Annotated in this window: 19 protein-coding genes; 13 read left to right on the forward strand and 6 right to left on the reverse strand. The window is 33.7% G+C overall.

Annotated features, from left to right (window positions below; all coding sequences use genetic code 11):
- The first annotated feature begins 49 nt into the window (after window positions 1-49).
- A complete protein-coding gene (locus ACJJVN_RS08860; RefSeq protein WP_405377859.1) occupies window positions 50-349 on the forward strand; it encodes a hypothetical protein in 300 nt (99 codons plus the stop codon).
- A gap of 39 nt (window positions 350-388) precedes the next feature.
- Here the strand turns inward: ACJJVN_RS08860 and ACJJVN_RS08865 are convergent, their stop codons facing one another.
- The gene (locus ACJJVN_RS08865) at window positions 389-1,414 is read right to left on the reverse strand and encodes a pirin family protein (protein ID WP_405377860.1); all 1,026 of its coding nucleotides are present in this window, start codon (window positions 1,412-1,414) and stop codon (window positions 389-391) included.
- Between the two features lie 277 nt (window positions 1,415-1,691).
- On the opposite strand from ACJJVN_RS08865, the gene ACJJVN_RS08870 reads away from it, so the two are divergent.
- Window positions 1,692-2,264, forward strand: coding sequence for a Crp/Fnr family transcriptional regulator (locus ACJJVN_RS08870; RefSeq protein WP_104514882.1), 573 nt, complete (start codon window positions 1,692-1,694; stop codon window positions 2,262-2,264).
- A 56-nt stretch (window positions 2,265-2,320) separates the two neighbouring features.
- The gene (locus ACJJVN_RS08875) at window positions 2,321-3,055 is read left to right on the forward strand and encodes an acyl-CoA desaturase (protein ID WP_104514883.1); all 735 of its coding nucleotides are present in this window, start codon (window positions 2,321-2,323) and stop codon (window positions 3,053-3,055) included.
- Window positions 3,056-3,287: 232 nt separating this feature from the next.
- Here the strand turns inward: ACJJVN_RS08875 and ACJJVN_RS08880 are convergent, their stop codons facing one another.
- Window positions 3,288-3,797, reverse strand: coding sequence for a PepSY domain-containing protein (locus tag ACJJVN_RS08880; protein WP_104514884.1), 510 nt, complete (start codon window positions 3,795-3,797; stop codon window positions 3,288-3,290).
- A gap of 394 nt (window positions 3,798-4,191) precedes the next feature.
- On the opposite strand from ACJJVN_RS08880, the gene ACJJVN_RS08885 reads away from it, so the two are divergent.
- Window positions 4,192-5,682 (forward strand): S8 family peptidase, encoded by a 1,491-nt coding sequence (locus ACJJVN_RS08885; protein ID WP_405377861.1) that lies wholly within the window; start codon window positions 4,192-4,194, stop codon window positions 5,680-5,682.
- Window positions 5,683-5,788: 106 nt separating this feature from the next.
- Here the strand turns inward: ACJJVN_RS08885 and ACJJVN_RS08890 are convergent, their stop codons facing one another.
- Window positions 5,789-6,424: a peroxiredoxin-like family protein gene (locus ACJJVN_RS08890; protein ID WP_405377862.1), complete on the reverse strand. Its 636-nt coding sequence runs from the start codon at window positions 6,422-6,424 to the stop codon at window positions 5,789-5,791.
- Window positions 6,425-6,558: 134 nt separating this feature from the next.
- Complete coding sequence (locus tag ACJJVN_RS08895; protein ID WP_245890645.1) at window positions 6,559-7,353, reverse strand: DUF4294 domain-containing protein; 795 nt, start codon at window positions 7,351-7,353, stop codon at window positions 6,559-6,561.
- Between the two features lie 103 nt (window positions 7,354-7,456).
- On the opposite strand from ACJJVN_RS08895, the gene ACJJVN_RS08900 reads away from it, so the two are divergent.
- From ACJJVN_RS08900 to ACJJVN_RS08925, 6 genes are all read left to right on the forward strand, one after another.
- Entirely contained in the window at window positions 7,457-8,566 is a 1,110-nt protein-coding gene (locus ACJJVN_RS08900) for a M42 family metallopeptidase (protein WP_104514887.1), read from the forward strand.
- 194 nt (window positions 8,567-8,760) lie between these two features.
- Window positions 8,761-9,264, forward strand: coding sequence for a hypothetical protein (locus ACJJVN_RS08905; protein WP_405377863.1), 504 nt, complete (start codon window positions 8,761-8,763; stop codon window positions 9,262-9,264).
- Window positions 9,249-9,632, forward strand: a complete 384-nt coding sequence (locus ACJJVN_RS08910) for a hypothetical protein (RefSeq protein WP_405377864.1) — start codon at window positions 9,249-9,251, stop codon at window positions 9,630-9,632. Before ACJJVN_RS08905 ends, ACJJVN_RS08910 begins: the two co-directional genes overlap by 16 nt.
- Window positions 9,633-9,660: 28 nt before the next feature.
- Complete coding sequence (locus ACJJVN_RS08915) at window positions 9,661-10,362, forward strand: YARHG domain-containing protein (RefSeq protein ID WP_405377865.1); 702 nt, start codon at window positions 9,661-9,663, stop codon at window positions 10,360-10,362.
- 59 nt (window positions 10,363-10,421) lie between these two features.
- Window positions 10,422-10,895 carry a hypothetical protein gene (locus tag ACJJVN_RS08920; protein ID WP_405368580.1) on the forward strand — a complete coding sequence of 158 codons (474 nt, stop codon included), beginning with the start codon at window positions 10,422-10,424 and terminating at the stop codon, window positions 10,893-10,895.
- 3 nt (window positions 10,896-10,898) lie between these two features.
- Window positions 10,899-11,129 (forward strand): hypothetical protein, encoded by a 231-nt coding sequence (locus tag ACJJVN_RS08925; RefSeq protein WP_405377866.1) that lies wholly within the window; start codon window positions 10,899-10,901, stop codon window positions 11,127-11,129.
- A gap of 33 nt (window positions 11,130-11,162) precedes the next feature.
- Here ACJJVN_RS08925 and ACJJVN_RS08930 read toward each other — a convergent pair whose 3' ends face one another.
- Both ACJJVN_RS08930 and ACJJVN_RS08935 read right to left on the reverse strand, forming a co-directional pair.
- On the reverse strand, window positions 11,163-12,035 hold the full coding sequence (locus ACJJVN_RS08930) for an RNA polymerase sigma factor (RefSeq protein WP_405377867.1): 873 nt from the start codon (window positions 12,033-12,035) through the stop codon (window positions 11,163-11,165).
- A 75-nt stretch (window positions 12,036-12,110) separates the two neighbouring features.
- Window positions 12,111-12,860: an SDR family oxidoreductase gene (locus ACJJVN_RS08935; protein ID WP_405377868.1), complete on the reverse strand. Its 750-nt coding sequence runs from the start codon at window positions 12,858-12,860 to the stop codon at window positions 12,111-12,113.
- Window positions 12,861-13,155: 295 nt separating this feature from the next.
- Between ACJJVN_RS08935 and ACJJVN_RS08940 the strand changes: the two genes are divergently transcribed.
- The 3 genes from ACJJVN_RS08940 (at window position 13,156) to ACJJVN_RS08950 (ending at window position 15,261) form a co-directional block, all read left to right on the forward strand.
- Window positions 13,156-13,764: a hypothetical protein gene (locus ACJJVN_RS08940; protein WP_405377869.1), complete on the forward strand. Its 609-nt coding sequence runs from the start codon at window positions 13,156-13,158 to the stop codon at window positions 13,762-13,764.
- A 286-nt stretch (window positions 13,765-14,050) separates the two neighbouring features.
- Complete coding sequence (locus ACJJVN_RS08945) at window positions 14,051-14,629, forward strand: hypothetical protein (protein ID WP_405377870.1); 579 nt, start codon at window positions 14,051-14,053, stop codon at window positions 14,627-14,629.
- A 239-nt stretch (window positions 14,630-14,868) separates the two neighbouring features.
- On the forward strand, window positions 14,869-15,261 hold the full coding sequence (locus ACJJVN_RS08950; RefSeq protein WP_405377871.1) for a hypothetical protein: 393 nt from the start codon (window positions 14,869-14,871) through the stop codon (window positions 15,259-15,261).
- The last annotated feature ends 61 nt before the right edge of the window (window positions 15,262-15,322 follow it).

A 15,322-nucleotide genomic window follows, 5' to 3' on the forward strand; every position in this document is an offset into this window, starting at 1 on the left:
ACTTCAGTAAATTTGCATCATTAATTCAGACATTTATACCTATTAAAACATGATCAACAACATACCATGTCCTTCTTGTGCTACGCCTATACTTGTAAACACAGAAGAATTTTTAAAAGGCACCACTTTTGCATGTTCTAATTGTGATGTAAAGTTAGGCATAGAAGAAAAAACAGATTTAGATCAAGAGAAACTAGATCTATTCAAGAAGTTTACCAAAACTAAAAAGGAAAGAACGTCTGTCATTCCATGTCCAGATTGTGGTGCAGCCATTACCTTTTACGAGAGAGATTTAAAAAAAGGTAAAACCATCTCCTGTTCCAGTTGCAATGCTAGCGTTGCTTTATAACTTAAAAGAAACTGCGAGATTCTTAATTATGTTGAGAGTTTATTCTTCAAAACTCTCTTCTCGACCATCACTATGTAGCGCAAATCTGCCTTTAGTTCGATCATGTACTTGCTCTTGTTGAGGCCACGGCCAGCCACCGAATTGTGTCTCTTGATAATCTGCAAAGGCTTCTCTTATTTCTTGTTGTGTATTCATGACAAATGGCCCGTGCTGCGCCACCGGTTCATTAATAGGTTTACCCTGTAAAACAAGTATATAAGAGTCTGATGTGCTATTTGTTATCTCTAAATCTACAGCGGCATTTACTTCTATAGAGTGATTTTCATGCACCGCAGTGCCAGCGATATGGATAGCTGTCCCACGATAATAATATAAAGTCCTTGTAGTTGTACTCGATTTTGCTTTGGGCAGTGTATAAGTTGCACCAGCTTCCATCTTTATAGTTACCACAAGCACTTCGTTATCTTCATGCGCTGCCCATGAATCTGGTGTAGGATCTAGAGCACGCAATTGATTGATCTCTCCAGCAATAAGATCTACCGTTGTGATTTTATCCTGACTATCTCTATAATTAATAGCCGGAATATTCTCTTTCCACAGCATTTTAAAATGTGGCGGCACCATTTTACTTGCTCGAGGTAAATTGAGCCATACTTGAAACATCTCTAGTGTATTCTCCTTATCTTCTTGTAATAAGGGAAACATCTCACTGTGTAATATACCTTTTCCGGCAGTCATCCATTGAACATCTCCTGCGCCAAAACGACCTGCACCACCTAATGAGTCAGAATGATCTACAAAACCTTCTTTATTTATAGTTATGGTTTCAAAACCACGATGTGGATGGTATGGGAAACCAGGCACATTACTACCATGGTACATTCTATAACCGTCTTTAATTGTAAAATCATTGCCTATATTTCTACCAGCTTTTTCTCTTTCAGGAACACCTAGATCTGCATTACCTGCCGGATAATAGTCTCTGTGATGAGCACAAAATAAGAATGGATCTTTCGTTTTCCATGGAAAACCTAGTGGTGAAATGTTTTTTATTACAGTAGACATATACGTTTCTATTATTTATCGTCTTCATTAAAGACACGTAAAAATGGGCCAAAGAAATTTAAAAAACACTTATAGAATCCATAAAATTACAGAAGGTTTGTTGTGGTATTCGCTTTCGCGAAAGCGGAAACATAACATTATTAAATTTAAAATCAATTGTTAGCCGTTTACCAGAAAGAAAATACACTTAATAAAATAGACTTAAAATACTACCTCTCTAAAGAGGTTTTAATGAAATCCTCTTATCTTTGATATGGAATAAGATTTAATATTCTTAATGCAACAAATTAAACAACATCTTGAGGGCATCGCGCACATTACAGATAAGGATTGGGAATTCTTTATCTCAAAATTGACGCATCGATTAATACCTAAAAAGACTGTTTTTTTGGGTTTAAATGAGGTAGAAAATCACATTTCTTTTATTCAATCTGGTGTGGTGCGTCTTTTTATACCTAAGGATGATACAGAAAAGGAAATCACTTTTGGCTTTAGTTTTAAAAACCAATTTGTGAGTGCTTATGATTCTTTTCTTACCAGACAGCCTTCTTCTTATCAGTTACAAGCACTTACAGAAACAAGTATTTTAAGCATTACCTACGACGATTTACAAGACGTTTACAAAAACACACAGATAGGAAATCTAATAGGTAGACTCACAGCAGAACGTCTTTTCTTACTTAAATCTAGTAGAGAACAAAATTTACTAAACCTCACAGCAGAAGAACGTTACCTTAAGCTATTTAAAGAAAGACCTGAGCTACTAAGAATTATGCCTCTCAAATATATAAGTTCTTATATAGGTGTAACCGCACAGGCTTTGAGCCGTATTAGAAAACGAATTTCTTGATCTAGGTTCATAGTTTAAGAACACAACTGCTTTTACCTTTGTAAAAAAAATAGATTATGGCAGTTATACTTCTAGTACTGGTACTATGGTACGGTGGGCTTTTCTTTCAATCCTTCTTTTTACATAGATATGCAGCTCATCAAGTTTTTACAATGTCTAAAACCATGGAACGCATCACTTTTGTACTTACATGGATTTTTCAAGGCTCTAGTTATCTAAGTGCTTATGGATATGGAATCATGCACAGAATGCATCATGCTTTTACAGACACAGAAAAAGATCCACACTCACCATCTTATGATGATAATATGTTTGCGATGATGTGGAAAACAAAGACTACGTATCAAGACATTAATAAAAATCGAGTTCCAGTTGAGGCTAGATTTACTAAGAATGTACCACAATGGAAAGCGTTTGACTCTTTTGCAAGTTCTCGTTTTTCTAGATTGTTATGGATCACGCTTTACATATTATTCTTTGCATACTTTGCTACAGCATGGTGGCAGTGGTTATTATTACCTATCACTTTTATGATGGCACCTATACATGGTGTGATTATCAACTGGTTCGGTCATATATATGGCTATGTTAACTTTAAAATGAAGAATACTAGTAAAAATCTTTTTAGATTTGATTTCTTAATGATGGGTGAAGGATATCACAATAATCACCATAAATATGCAAATAGAGCTAATTTTGGTGTGAAATGGTACGAAATTGATGTAACTTACCTCATTATTAGATTACTGAATACTGTAGGTATTATTCAATTAAAAAGAACAGGACATTAAAGCACAGCCCTTTTTTTTTTAAGAAGAGGAATCCTCTCTACGGTATCCAAACCTGTAGGGGGATTTTGTGCTTAAATTAAAGTTGACCGAGAGCAACCAGATCATTTACGTAATTCTTTAATCAGAATTGTGATTGCTTACTTACTAAAACCAAGCTCTTTTCAACTAAAAAAGCCAAGTCTAACGACTTGGCTTTTTAATTTAATAACTATATCTATTACTTCTTATCCTATTATATAAACAACAAAATAAGAGTAAGCACTAGCCCTGCTGCGGCAAATATGATTCCTTTTCTAAATATCTGAGTACCTGGCATGAACATCCAGAAGGCCGATATAACAAAGAATAAAAGCGATACACCAAAGAAAATATTAAGAAAGAACAATGGCTCTCCTGATTTTGCTTTATGAAAATGCGTCATTTTATCAAGTATGTAAGGAAGTTCTTTTTTTACAAAACTAGCTTCTCCAGTAATGCTATTATAACTACCACCTTTAAAGTAGTAAACGCCGGCTTCTTCTTTACTTATTTTAAGATTTTTGATTTTGAGAGCAGGTCCTACCTTATCCTTAGATAAACGAGCTTCTACTGTTTTCTCAATTTTAATTTCGTTCTTTAATGCATCTGTATCTCTGAAGATCAAAGCGACTCCACTAATAGCATAAACGGCCATGATTCCTGCCAAAAAGAAGCCTAAGTGCCTGTGTAATTCGCGCATTTTTTGAGATGTCTTTCTGCCCATAATAAAGTATTGTCTAGATTTATGTTAAATGACAAATCTAATGGACTAAAAAAGAAAATGACGCACTTTTTTATAAAAAAATATGGATCAAAAATAAATGAACCAAAAACAGCTCACAAAAATTATGAGTTAATACCACTACTGTAATTATAGAATGCCTAGCATGGAATAGAATCGATGAAATACTCTTTGCAATACCTTATAACTACAGCCCATACAGACCACTGTAGACAAATAAAAACAGTTATTCACCCTGATACACAATTGATTAATAACTATTAAAATTTGTTTTCTCATAATCATTTACTAGTTAAAGTTTGAAAAAATAGATGAATTCGTAATTATTATACGAATAAATCAATAATTTGGTAACAACCTTTAAACCAATTATCAAATGAAAAAACTATCCTTATTAGTTCTATCCATTTTCATTTTTACAGCTTGTAATAATGAAGAGGCAGACTTTCAGGCAGAAACATCTGTAAGTAGTAAAACCCTCACCATTCAAGAAGTGAATCAATACATATCTGACCAGTTGCAACAATCTGGAGATGTAGACTGGACACATGCACCTGCAAACGTACTGTACAGTGCCATAATGCATGGTGATGGTATTCTTAGTTTAGGTTATGGACAGCCAGGTGAGCATTTTGCACAAGTAAAAACAACAGACCTAATTGCAGCAAAACAAAACGCTATCTCTATTGCTGCTAATAAAGAAGGAATCAATAAAACAGAAGATTTCCTTATTGCCGCTGATGAATTACTTAACTCTATTGAGCTTAAAATCAATAATTTAGAAACTGTAATCGCTTTACAAGCTGCTAACAACATACGTTATATAGATCCTATAGGTTATGGTTTATATGTAGATCCTAATGGAGTCGTTTTAAAATCTAGTTCTGGCTGTGATCAAAGCGGACAAAGTATCAATAGCAATGACTATACAGTTATATCACCTAACGCATGGAAACCATGGAATTACAACATACACAACATAGACGATGCCTGGAATTATAGTACAGGTGCTGGTGTTACCGTAGGACTTATCGATACAGGAATAAGTGCAAATCAAAGTTTACTAGGTAGTGATTTTAATGACGGCGCTTCTTCTGGACGTAGTATTCAAAAATTCGGAACTTTTATAGACTCTAACTGGTGGTGGAGCAATAATACAGATGGACCTAATGACCGTTGTGGTCATGGAACGACTATGGCGTCTACTATAGCCAGCCCACGTAATAACGACGCAATGCCAGTAGGTGTGGCTTATAACTCTAACATGGTAGCCTATCGCGGTACAGAAGACGTGCTACTTAACGACTATCATGAACGTAAAGGTGTAAGTAACGCTCTCAAGGCTCTAGGTAACCGCAACGATGTAAAGATAATCTCTATGTCTATAGGTTATGTATGGAGCATAGGTAATGTAAAAGATGCTGTAAAATATGCCTACTCTCGCAACAAGATGATAGTTGCCGCAGGTGGTACGTCTACATCACTTACTAGCTGGTACGGTGTTATTTTTCCTGCAAGTATGAGTGAGACAGTTGCCGTTACTGGATTAAAAGATAATGGATATAACCGTTGCGATATTTGTCATGAAGGTAGCGAGATAGATTTTACAATTATCATGCAACGTGCTAGTGACGAGTCTAGAACTGTACCTACTTTAGGATTCAATAATGGGACACGTAAATACGTAGGTGGTAGCTCTGTCGCGACCGCTACAACGGCAGGAATCGCTGCGCTAATATGGAGCAAAAATCCTAGCTGGTCTAGAGAGCAAGTTTTAAATAAAATGAAGCAGTCTAGTGAGTTCTATCCTAGTCGTAATTCAAGATTTGGTTATGGAAATATAGATGCTTTACAAGCAGTTCAATAGATCAATTAATTATTAACTTAAAAGCCTTTATCTTATTGAAGATAAAGGCTTTTTGAATTTTAAAAACTAAGTATAGACATTGCCTATAGTACGAGAATATGTTAAATTACAACTTGTCTAAGATCTCTTTTGGATCGGCACGGAGCTTGTAATCTTCTTCTATAAAATGGTACTCAATAATACCATTTTTTCCTATTACATAAGTAGCTGCAAGAGGTAATTCTTGGCTTGTATTTCCCTGCGTTCCATCTAGATCAATACCGAATTTTTTATACAGTCCTTGTAGGTCTTCTGGAAGTGTAAAAACCAGATTCATGGCTCTAGCTAGTTCATTATTTTTATCAGTAAGAATGTCAAATGTGAGCTCATTCTTCTCGTGAGTAGTCATAGAATTATCTGGAGTCTCTGGAGTAATTGCGATAAGCCTCGCTCCTTTTTCTTCCATCTCTGGTAAAAAATGTTGCAGTGCTTTTAATTCTAGATTACAATAGGGACACCATCCACCACGGTAAAATGAAAGTACTACTTTGTTAGTTTTTAAAATCTCGTTGACATCTACCAGTTCGTTATTTTGATTAGGTAATTGAATTGCTGGTATTTTATCTCCTGTCTTCAGAGATTTAGAAACGATATGAGACGCTTTAAGCTCTTCAATACCCTTAGACATGATTTCTTGTGATTCTCCTGGATGACGTGATGCGCTACCTTCCGCTAGAGACTGTAATTGTGCTATAAGATTCATTTTATTTCCTTTTTTATGGTTACCCAATATTAAAAGATAAATCTCACAGAAGTATAAATTCCTAATTAAAGAAAACCTAAATTTTAGATTTTAAGAGGTAATAGTTGTGTAATCTTAATAAACACACCTCGCTCCTATTTCTTATTGCGTTTTGCTTTGCGTGCTTTTTTCTCTCTGTATTCCTTAATACGTTGCGCTCTTGCAGACAGTTGTATGCTATCATAAGACTCTGGCAGGTTATTCTCATACTCCTTCCAGTTTTTACGAGCCTTAAAGTAGTCAAATTCTATCGCCGCTTCTTGGTCTTCTAACTTATCGTCTGTAATGCTGTTTAATAAGATATCTTCTATGTAAAAGTCTTCTATAACAGCCTCAGGACTGTATTCTTCTTTTAAAGAGATATCAAAAAGGCTCGCTGTTTTATCAAACCAGAAAGCACTCCAGCCGCTACGCAGTCTTCTCAAAAGCGCATAAGCGGTGTCACCGGTCTGTCTATGAATGAGTTTTATGAGTATTTGTCCTTCGGTTTTTGTTAGTTTCTTAAGTTCGGCAGTAAATTCTTCTTCTATGTATTTTTCTACCATTTTAGAGTATTTCTTCTTTTGGTTTTTAGTCCTAAGAGAAGACAGTCGTTGATCTAGAACAGTAAGTCGTTCTGCCGCAAGTTTTGCATACGGCCACACTTTTAATACTTTACGTTTTAAAATCAGGTATTTAATACGCTCGTATCTGCTCTCAAATTTTAGATCTTGTAAGAGCAGGACACTATTTAATTCTATCGCATTGATAGAATCTCCATCTACATAAAAATATTCGGCAGGAGATTTTATGATCGAGTCCTTTGATACAGGCTGTGGTGATGGTGTCTGTTGCGCTTTCGCGAAAGCGAGACCACAAAAAACCATTAATAAAACGATAACCTTATTCATCATATTCATTTACACACTAAAAGTATTCCAAAAATAAGAAACCCTATAATATACAAGCGTTTTTGAGCATAGATTATTATCTTCACGTTCTAAAATTTATCACATGGCTGAAAAAAGCATTTTAAATAAAAAATCTCTCGACTTTCTTGAAAAATACCTAAATACGGCCTCTCCTACTGGTTATGAATGGAACGGTCAAAAGGTGTGGATGGACTACTTGAAACCATATGTAGATGAGTTTATTACTGATAATTATGGTACCGCAGTAGGTGTTATTAATCCTGATGCAAAGTTTAAAGTCGTTATAGAAGGACATGCTGACGAGATCTCGTGGTATGTAAATTACATTACAGATGATGGTCTTATTTATGTGGTGCGCAATGGTGGTTCTGACCATCAAATAGCACCGTCTAAAAAGGTAAACATTCATACTAAGAAAGGAATTGTGACTGGAGTCTTCGGATGGCCGGCAATTCACACACGTTCTCGTGCCAAAGAGCAACCGCCTAAACCTGACAACATCTTTATAGATACTGGTTGTGAGACTAAGGAAGAGGTGCTAGAACTAGGTGTAGATGTAGGTTGTGTAATCACGTATCCAGATGAGTTTTTTGTGTTGAACAAAAACAAATTTGTATGTCGTGCGCTAGATAACCGTATGGGTGGTTTTATGATAGCCGAGGTGGCTCGTTTATTAAAGGAGAACAAGCAAGAATTGGATTTCGGTCTATATGTAACTAATTCTGTACAAGAAGAAATAGGATTGCGTGGTGCAGAGATGATTACTCAAACCATAAAACCTAATGTTGCGATTGTTACCGATGTGACTCATGATACTACCACACCTATGATTGATAAAAAATCAAATGGTGATGCAGCTATAGGAAAAGGACCTGTCCTGGCCTATGCTCCTGCTATACAGAATAACCTGCGCAACCTAATTATGGACGCGGCAGATGCTAAGGATATCCCTTACCAGCGTCGTGCAACATCACGTTCTACTGGTACAGATACAGATGCCTTTGCTTATTCTAACGGTGGTGTACCTAGTGCGCTTATCTCATTACCTTTACGTTACATGCATACTACGGTAGAAATGGTACATAGAGATGATGTTGAGAATGTCATTAAGATGATTTATGAATCTTTATTGAAAATTGAGAACAATCATGATTTTAATTACTTCTCTAATAAGAATGAAGGTTTATACTAAATCATAAAAGATCTTTTAAGTAAATAATTACTTAAATAGATTGTAATTACAAATCCCTACTGGCTAGCGCCAGTAGGGATTTGTTTTTTAAGGGAGTTCAAGGTGATTAATTTTAACTTAGATTGTTGAAAACTCGGCTTTTAGTTGAGGGGAGATTTGTCTAGTTTTACTAACTTAATTATAAATAATAGGGATTGGAAATGGTAGACGAAATGGAAAAAAATATAAGATTTATTAAAGATGATGAGATGTCAGAGGATGATTATCTATGGAAATATTTAGATTTACATAAATTCTTATCCTTAATATTTTCTGAATCTATTCACTTAACTAGACTAGATAAATTTGAAGATAAAAGGGAAGGGATTTCACTTAATCATTTACTATTTAAAAAATTTAAAAAAGAAACAGACGATAATGAAGTTTTTAATACAATAAGAGAATTGATGACTGTTGATAATTTCGGTAGTGAAATGAATAAAATTGATGATGACATTAAAAAAGTACAACGTTTTAACTACGCTAGTTGTTGGGTAATTGGAAAAAAACATACAGAATCTGTAGCTATGTGGAACTTATATAGTGACCCAAAAAGTTTAGCTATAAGAATAAAATACTCCGATTTCAAAAATAAAATTTTAGAAAATAGCTTTAAAACAGACGGTTGTATAAAGGAATTAATTTGTTCGCCTATATAGATTATTTAAACTTCCAAGACAGCACAAATATTTCAGGAAATTTTGACAACTTATCAGATAGTGTTTTCTTAAAAGATATCAGTTTCAAGCATGAAAATGAATTTAGAATCATTGCTAGAGAAAATGTGACAGAAATACCTCCAATTAATTATCAACCAAATATATCCCGAGATCATACTAAGAGATATTACGATTCGAAATATAATAAAGCAGGAACAAAAATTAAATTAGAAAACTTTAATGATTACAATTTCGAAATAGTTCATCATCCAAAATCAACTGACTGGACAAAAGATAACATTAATAAAATTATAAAAAAATTTGAAGTTAATTTCAATGTTTTTGATTCAAATCTTGAATTAAAATAAACTCAGCACAATCAAAACCTACCCAAAAATGAAACCTTTACTTCTATTACTATTTATATCCAACTTTGCTTGTGCTCAATACTGGGGCGGCCAAGAAATTAAAGAAACTCAATTGGAAAGTTGGATTCCAAAATTTGTATTAAAATATGCCGGTTCTTATCATTTTGGTGAAAGTGAAAGTGAATCTGAATTACATTTATATTTCAGTGGAGATGTTATCATAGGTCAGGTGCATAATGCCTATTGGGAAGAAAAAAAGGTATTATCGCGTAAGCGCAATTTTATCAATCTTACTCATATAGAAATAGACAAGAAAGGGAATTTTACCAGCGACCAGTATCATGGTAAGTTTGTGACTTTTACTAATGAGTCTGGAGAGGTCTACAAAGCCTTAAAAATAGATAACCCATGGACCAGCTGGATAGAAGACAGCGCATATGAAATAGGAACTAAAACAAGGTTAGTTTTTGAAAACATCTATTACGGTAACTATCCAAAATCTTCTTACAGAAAATTAGAACCCAATGAATTGAAAAAGATGTCTAAAAGTGAGTTGGCCATTATGCGAAATGAAATATATGCTCGATATGGATATATCTTTAATAAAAATGGCAAGATGGATCAATATTTCAGAAAACAAGACTGGTACCATGCAGAGCATAAGAATGTAGATCGCTTTTTGAATGAAATTGAAATATATAATATTCAATTAATTAAGAGTCTGGAATAGGAATTTAAAATACCAATTACCAGAATTCAATAAAACAATTCCATACCAACCACTCTATTATGAAAACCACACAACTAAGATATTTATTCACATTTTGTATTTTATTAATAGCAGTACAAAATGGTATCTCTCAAAATATTTACGATAACAAATTAGGAGATTGTGATACCTCAAGATTTGGACTAGAAAGTAAAGTAGAACAGGCAAAAATAGAAGACTCTAAAATCATAGATGCTATTAAGAACAGCCTTAATGAAAAAGCTTTTCAAAAACTAAGAGGTGTATTAAAATTACAGATTATCGTCTATACTGATGGCTCTTCTTGTCTATTCAGTTATGAGAATGAGACCAATTTAAAAGCAAGTGAGTTAGATATAGACTACATAAAAACTGCTGTAGATACTGATTTAGTATGGAATAAAGTAGAAGAAAATGTAACCGCCTTAATAGAAATGAATTTTAAAAAGCGTAAAACAGTAATTAGAAGAATGGGGATTCATGGCGATCTAGGATGGCATATACTTAAAAAGTAAAACATGCCTTTTCTAGGACAGCAAGGGTTTGGGATATTATTAGATCGCTTTATAGAATTCTCTAGTGTTAGAGGTCTTGTGGGCCGTTCTTTACTCTTTTTTTGTGCGGTGACTCTTTGGATTTTTGAGAATGAACTTTTAATTCATATCCTACTCATTTTAGGAATCATATTAGGTATTTCATTGATATTATGGAAAGTTCTTGAAAAAAGTAAGGATAAAGACCTGTCCTAATTTAAAACTAGTGTAGAATATTTTAACAGCTACTTATAATTCTAAAATAGATTTAATCAAGTCGTTATTCAGTATCTCATCAATAATTTTAGACGCTTGTATAGGTGTTTGGGCAGGATGGCTTTGAAATACTCTCTTATTCAACTCTTCTACCGTATCTGTAAATGGTATTGCTGTATTTTTAGACATCTCTTTTATAGTAGATTTATATCTCGTATTAAAATTAAGATTATCAGGATCTACCTTTCCTTCTTTAATATAACCTCTCATTTTTTTAGAACATCTACAGGGGTTTTTAACATTAACGAGTCCGCATTTTTTATTCATCCAGTTGTATAGCTCCTGCCTGGTCCTCATTAATTTGATTCTAAAATTACCTGGTGTAATTCCTAGTATCTCACCACCTAGATTGTGATCTATGTCAAACATTTCTCCTAGGATGTAAATCATGCGTTGTTCCTTAGATAAGCAGAGCAACATGCCTGTAGTACAATTAATTCTTATCTCTTCAATAGAATCTTTAAATTCATTTTGTTCTTGGTCGTTTAATTCAAAACTAGGCACAGAATCTATAGAGTTAAAATAACTCTCAAAGCTCACTAATTTTAATTTTGCATTTTGTTTTTTACTATTCAAAAAATGGTTCACGGTAATGCGGTACAACCATGTAGTAAATTTACTTTTACCTTTAAATTGAGAAAGAACCGTAATTACCTTTATAAAAACCTCTTGAGTTAAATCTTCAGCATCTTGTGTATTACCAGCCATTTTAAGAGCTAGATTATATACAAACATCTGGTGTCTAATAATTAAGCCTTGTAACGCTTTTTTATCTCCATCTATCGATAGTTCTACAAGTTGTGTATCGGTATAGTCGGAATAATTACCTGATAAAAGATTCTTCATAATTTGAATTTTAAAAGCCTCATTTCAAACAAATTGAAACAAGGCTTAATTTAAGAAATAATAAATTCTCTACAATTATATAGAGTTAATTCCACCTTGTACAGCAATTTCTTCACCGATGATATAAGAAGAATCATCAGATGCTAAAAACAATACTGCTTTTGCTACCTCTTCTGGATCGCCAAAACGCTTTAAAGCTGTTTGTGCTGTAATAGCCTCTGCAGCTCCAGTAAGAACATCATCTGGTAAACCGATTTTACCCCAAAATGGAGTACCGATAGGTCCAGGACTAACTGCATTCACTCGTATTCCTCTAGGAGCAAGCTCTGCAGACGCAACACGTACCACAGATCTAAGAGCTGCTTTACTAGCACTTAATAAACTACTACCACCGAAACCAACTTCGTTTAAATAAGAAGTAGTCATAATAACAGACGCCTTATCATTTAAACTCTTGATACCTTTTTGTAGCGTGAAGTAAGAACCTTTAAAGTTCACATCCATCATATCATCAAAAAATGCTTCATCAGTATCTTCTACAGGAGCCAGTTTTCCTTTACCTACATTTACAAATAGAGTATCTACTCCACCAAATTTTGATGTTGTTTCAGAAAACAATCTTTCTAAATCTGCGTGATTAGTAACATCACCTTGAACCGCATAACTGTTAGAACCTAATTGTTCTACAGCAGCATCTAGCGCCTCTTGTCCTCTACTGAAGATAACTACTTTAGCGCCATTATTAATAAATTCTTGAGCCGTTGCAAGACCTATTCCACTTGCTCCACCTGTAATTACCGCTACTTTACCTTCTAATTTTCCCATTGTTCTATTTTTTTAAATATTTTAAACATATTAATAGTGTATCTATAACTTGGACAACAGATAAATGGACGTGTTACAAAACTATTTTTAAAACAATGATTAAAGCTATATTTGATGGACTCTCCTATTCTCATATAACTAATTTATTTTAAATCTGTTATATAAAATTTACTAGACATTTCAGTATGTCGCAAAAAATTAAATTATCGTATATTTAAAACAGTAAGCTTTAAAACATTGAAACGTATTAATCCATTCAAAGTAATTAAATGCACTTAAAATCTAGAATTAAACAATGAATCTTCAACCCTTAAGAATTGAAGCTGGTTGGCAAGTGACCTACAACCAATTTTATGAAGTGGATCCCATACCAGGTCATGAGTCCTATTTTGAAGGTTCTAGTTTATTGATGTTGCGTAATAATGCGCGATTAAAAATAATAGACCTACAATGGCGACCAGAACTAGATCTCGATGGTGAATATCAATTACAAGTTTTAAATTTTGTAGAGAATTTTAACCCAATCACTAACGAATTCGATACAGAACCTAATTGGGAATGTCCTGTTTTAAATTTTGCTATAAAATCTAGGTTAGTTCTTGTTGAAAAACTAGAAGACTTATTGCGAACGCTACCTGTTTTTGAGGACCCAAGAATGACAGAAAGAAGAGGTGTGATCAATGAACTTTCAGAATCATACCGTTTGAAAATAGTAGAAAACGGTATCTCTACCGACGACATCAATGATATACTAGAAAACGGCAGCGCTCAACTCCAAGTTTACATCTTAAATCATAAAGATCTCACACGAGAAATACTATTAAAGTTCGCAGAAAACGGAGTCACCAAAAAGGTAAAAAACCAGGCAAAGCAAAAATTGACAAGTAAAGGTTTTCGAGAGTAAAATCTAATGAAAGAATCTCTTTTCTTCATTACTTAGAAACCAAATGATATAAAGGCTCATAGAATCTAATAATTGATTCTGGAGTTATTATAAATACAACTTTAAACATGGATGTTGAATTCATACTTTGAAAGTAAACCATTATAAAAATAGAATTTCAAACAATCTCAACAGCTCATCGAATGAACACTATAGAAAATCGAACGAACTACATAGATACTTAAATCATCCTTTCCCACTGCGCATTGATGAAGTAGTTTTAAAATAGATTTATAAAACAATTATTATGAAAATATTATTTAAAGCTGCCTTAGTGGTAGTAATTTGTATGTCACTTTTTAGCTGTAGAACTGATGACGACACGCCTCCAACACCATTGAACACTGACGTATTTTTCAAGTATAGTTTAGATAATGGTGTTACTTTTAAAGAGATCACTTTTTATAATTATGACGCAAAATTTCATAATAAGATAGCACCAGATAGTGATACTTTTGCATTTGATATAGAAGGATCACCCAACTTTGTAGAAAAAGTTTCAGGACAATTTTTCTTTCCATCTGATTCATTTGCTACTTTTCTAACAAATCCAGTTTCGACAACATATCCATGGTCCTATCCTAATTATGGTACAAATCTGGCCAATGCTAGTACGTTCTTTTTTATGGATTCTGTGTCACCTAATCCTTTATTCATTAGTCTAGACAGTTCTATTACTTGTACTATTACAGAATATCCAAGTGCTATAAATGATTACATAGCATTTGATTTTTCAGGTAACTATATAGACGCCACTGATCCTAGTATTACTGGGATGATAACTGGTAGTGCAAGATTACAAAGAGGTCTCGATAGAATTGACTAAGATCATTCAATAAATTTTAGCTTCTTTAAGGAACAATCCTTCCAAGCTCATAGATTCCTAAACTGGATTCTTTGAGCTTTTTTTGATGTAACATGACCTAGGTCGTTGAACAACAAAATGCCTTAATTCATAGAAATTCGGTAATTTCACTTGCCTATTTCAATACCTAAAAGGTCATTGCTTAATGGTTGTTACACCATAACTTAACGACTACATTTATTAGTCTATTATTTTAAAAAATGAAAAATAAAACTTTTGGATATATAGAAGATTGGAAAACGAGTCACATGGCCTATTGGGTTCATATCGAGGCAGATGATAAGCCTTGGTACACATCTGAAAAATTTGATCCTCCAGCACCAGTTCGTCACGGCAGTTTAGGCTATCGTTACTTGACTATTGAATTAGATGGATTTAGATTTTCGTTTACTAGTGAAGCTCAATTTGAAGAATTTAAAACGATAATGGGTAGAAAACTACTTCCTACGACTATGGAGCTATCCAACAAAAGACCAGGAAGTAAAGGACCAAACAGTCATTGGTTAAGTCGTTTACCAGCCAAAACAAAACCATGGAGATACCGAGAAAAGTTAATTAAATTTTGTAACCAAATAGATTTTAACGAGAACTAAATAACTCACATAAGCAAAGCTTAAAAATGGACTATTCAGAAATAGCTCATAAGATCATTCA

Origin of the sequence: Nonlabens sp. Asnod3-A02 (assembly GCF_045063755.1) — a bacterium.
GTDB lineage: Bacteria > Bacteroidota > Bacteroidia > Flavobacteriales > Flavobacteriaceae > Nonlabens > Nonlabens xylanidelens.

Excerpts from the sequence above, each read along its gene's own strand:
- ACJJVN_RS08860 (WP_405377859.1), top strand. The coding sequence starts at position 50 with ATGATCAACAACATACCATGTCCTTCTTGTGCTACGCCTATACTTGTA.
- ACJJVN_RS08865 (WP_405377860.1), bottom strand. The coding sequence starts at position 1,414 with ATGTCTACTGTAATAAAAAACATTTCACCACTAGGTTTTCCATGGAAA.
- ACJJVN_RS08870 (WP_104514882.1), top strand. The coding sequence starts at position 1,692 with ATGCAACAAATTAAACAACATCTTGAGGGCATCGCGCACATTACAGAT.
- ACJJVN_RS08875 (WP_104514883.1), top strand. The coding sequence starts at position 2,321 with ATGGCAGTTATACTTCTAGTACTGGTACTATGGTACGGTGGGCTTTTC.
- ACJJVN_RS08880 (WP_104514884.1), bottom strand. The coding sequence starts at position 3,797 with ATGGGCAGAAAGACATCTCAAAAAATGCGCGAATTACACAGGCACTTA.
- ACJJVN_RS08885 (WP_405377861.1), top strand. The coding sequence starts at position 4,192 with ATGAAAAAACTATCCTTATTAGTTCTATCCATTTTCATTTTTACAGCT.
- ACJJVN_RS08890 (WP_405377862.1), bottom strand. The coding sequence starts at position 6,424 with ATGAATCTTATAGCACAATTACAGTCTCTAGCGGAAGGTAGCGCATCA.
- ACJJVN_RS08895 (WP_245890645.1), bottom strand. The coding sequence starts at position 7,353 with ATGAATAAGGTTATCGTTTTATTAATGGTTTTTTGTGGTCTCGCTTTC.
- ACJJVN_RS08900 (WP_104514887.1), top strand. The coding sequence starts at position 7,457 with ATGGCTGAAAAAAGCATTTTAAATAAAAAATCTCTCGACTTTCTTGAA.
- ACJJVN_RS08915 (WP_405377865.1), top strand. The coding sequence starts at position 9,661 with ATGAAACCTTTACTTCTATTACTATTTATATCCAACTTTGCTTGTGCT.
- ACJJVN_RS08920 (WP_405368580.1), top strand. The coding sequence starts at position 10,422 with ATGAAAACCACACAACTAAGATATTTATTCACATTTTGTATTTTATTA.
- ACJJVN_RS08925 (WP_405377866.1), top strand. The coding sequence starts at position 10,899 with ATGCCTTTTCTAGGACAGCAAGGGTTTGGGATATTATTAGATCGCTTT.
- ACJJVN_RS08930 (WP_405377867.1), bottom strand. The coding sequence starts at position 12,035 with ATGAAGAATCTTTTATCAGGTAATTATTCCGACTATACCGATACACAA.
- ACJJVN_RS08935 (WP_405377868.1), bottom strand. The coding sequence starts at position 12,860 with ATGGGAAAATTAGAAGGTAAAGTAGCGGTAATTACAGGTGGAGCAAGT.
- ACJJVN_RS08940 (WP_405377869.1), top strand. The coding sequence starts at position 13,156 with ATGAATCTTCAACCCTTAAGAATTGAAGCTGGTTGGCAAGTGACCTAC.
- ACJJVN_RS08945 (WP_405377870.1), top strand. The coding sequence starts at position 14,051 with ATGAAAATATTATTTAAAGCTGCCTTAGTGGTAGTAATTTGTATGTCA.
- ACJJVN_RS08950 (WP_405377871.1), top strand. The coding sequence starts at position 14,869 with ATGAAAAATAAAACTTTTGGATATATAGAAGATTGGAAAACGAGTCAC.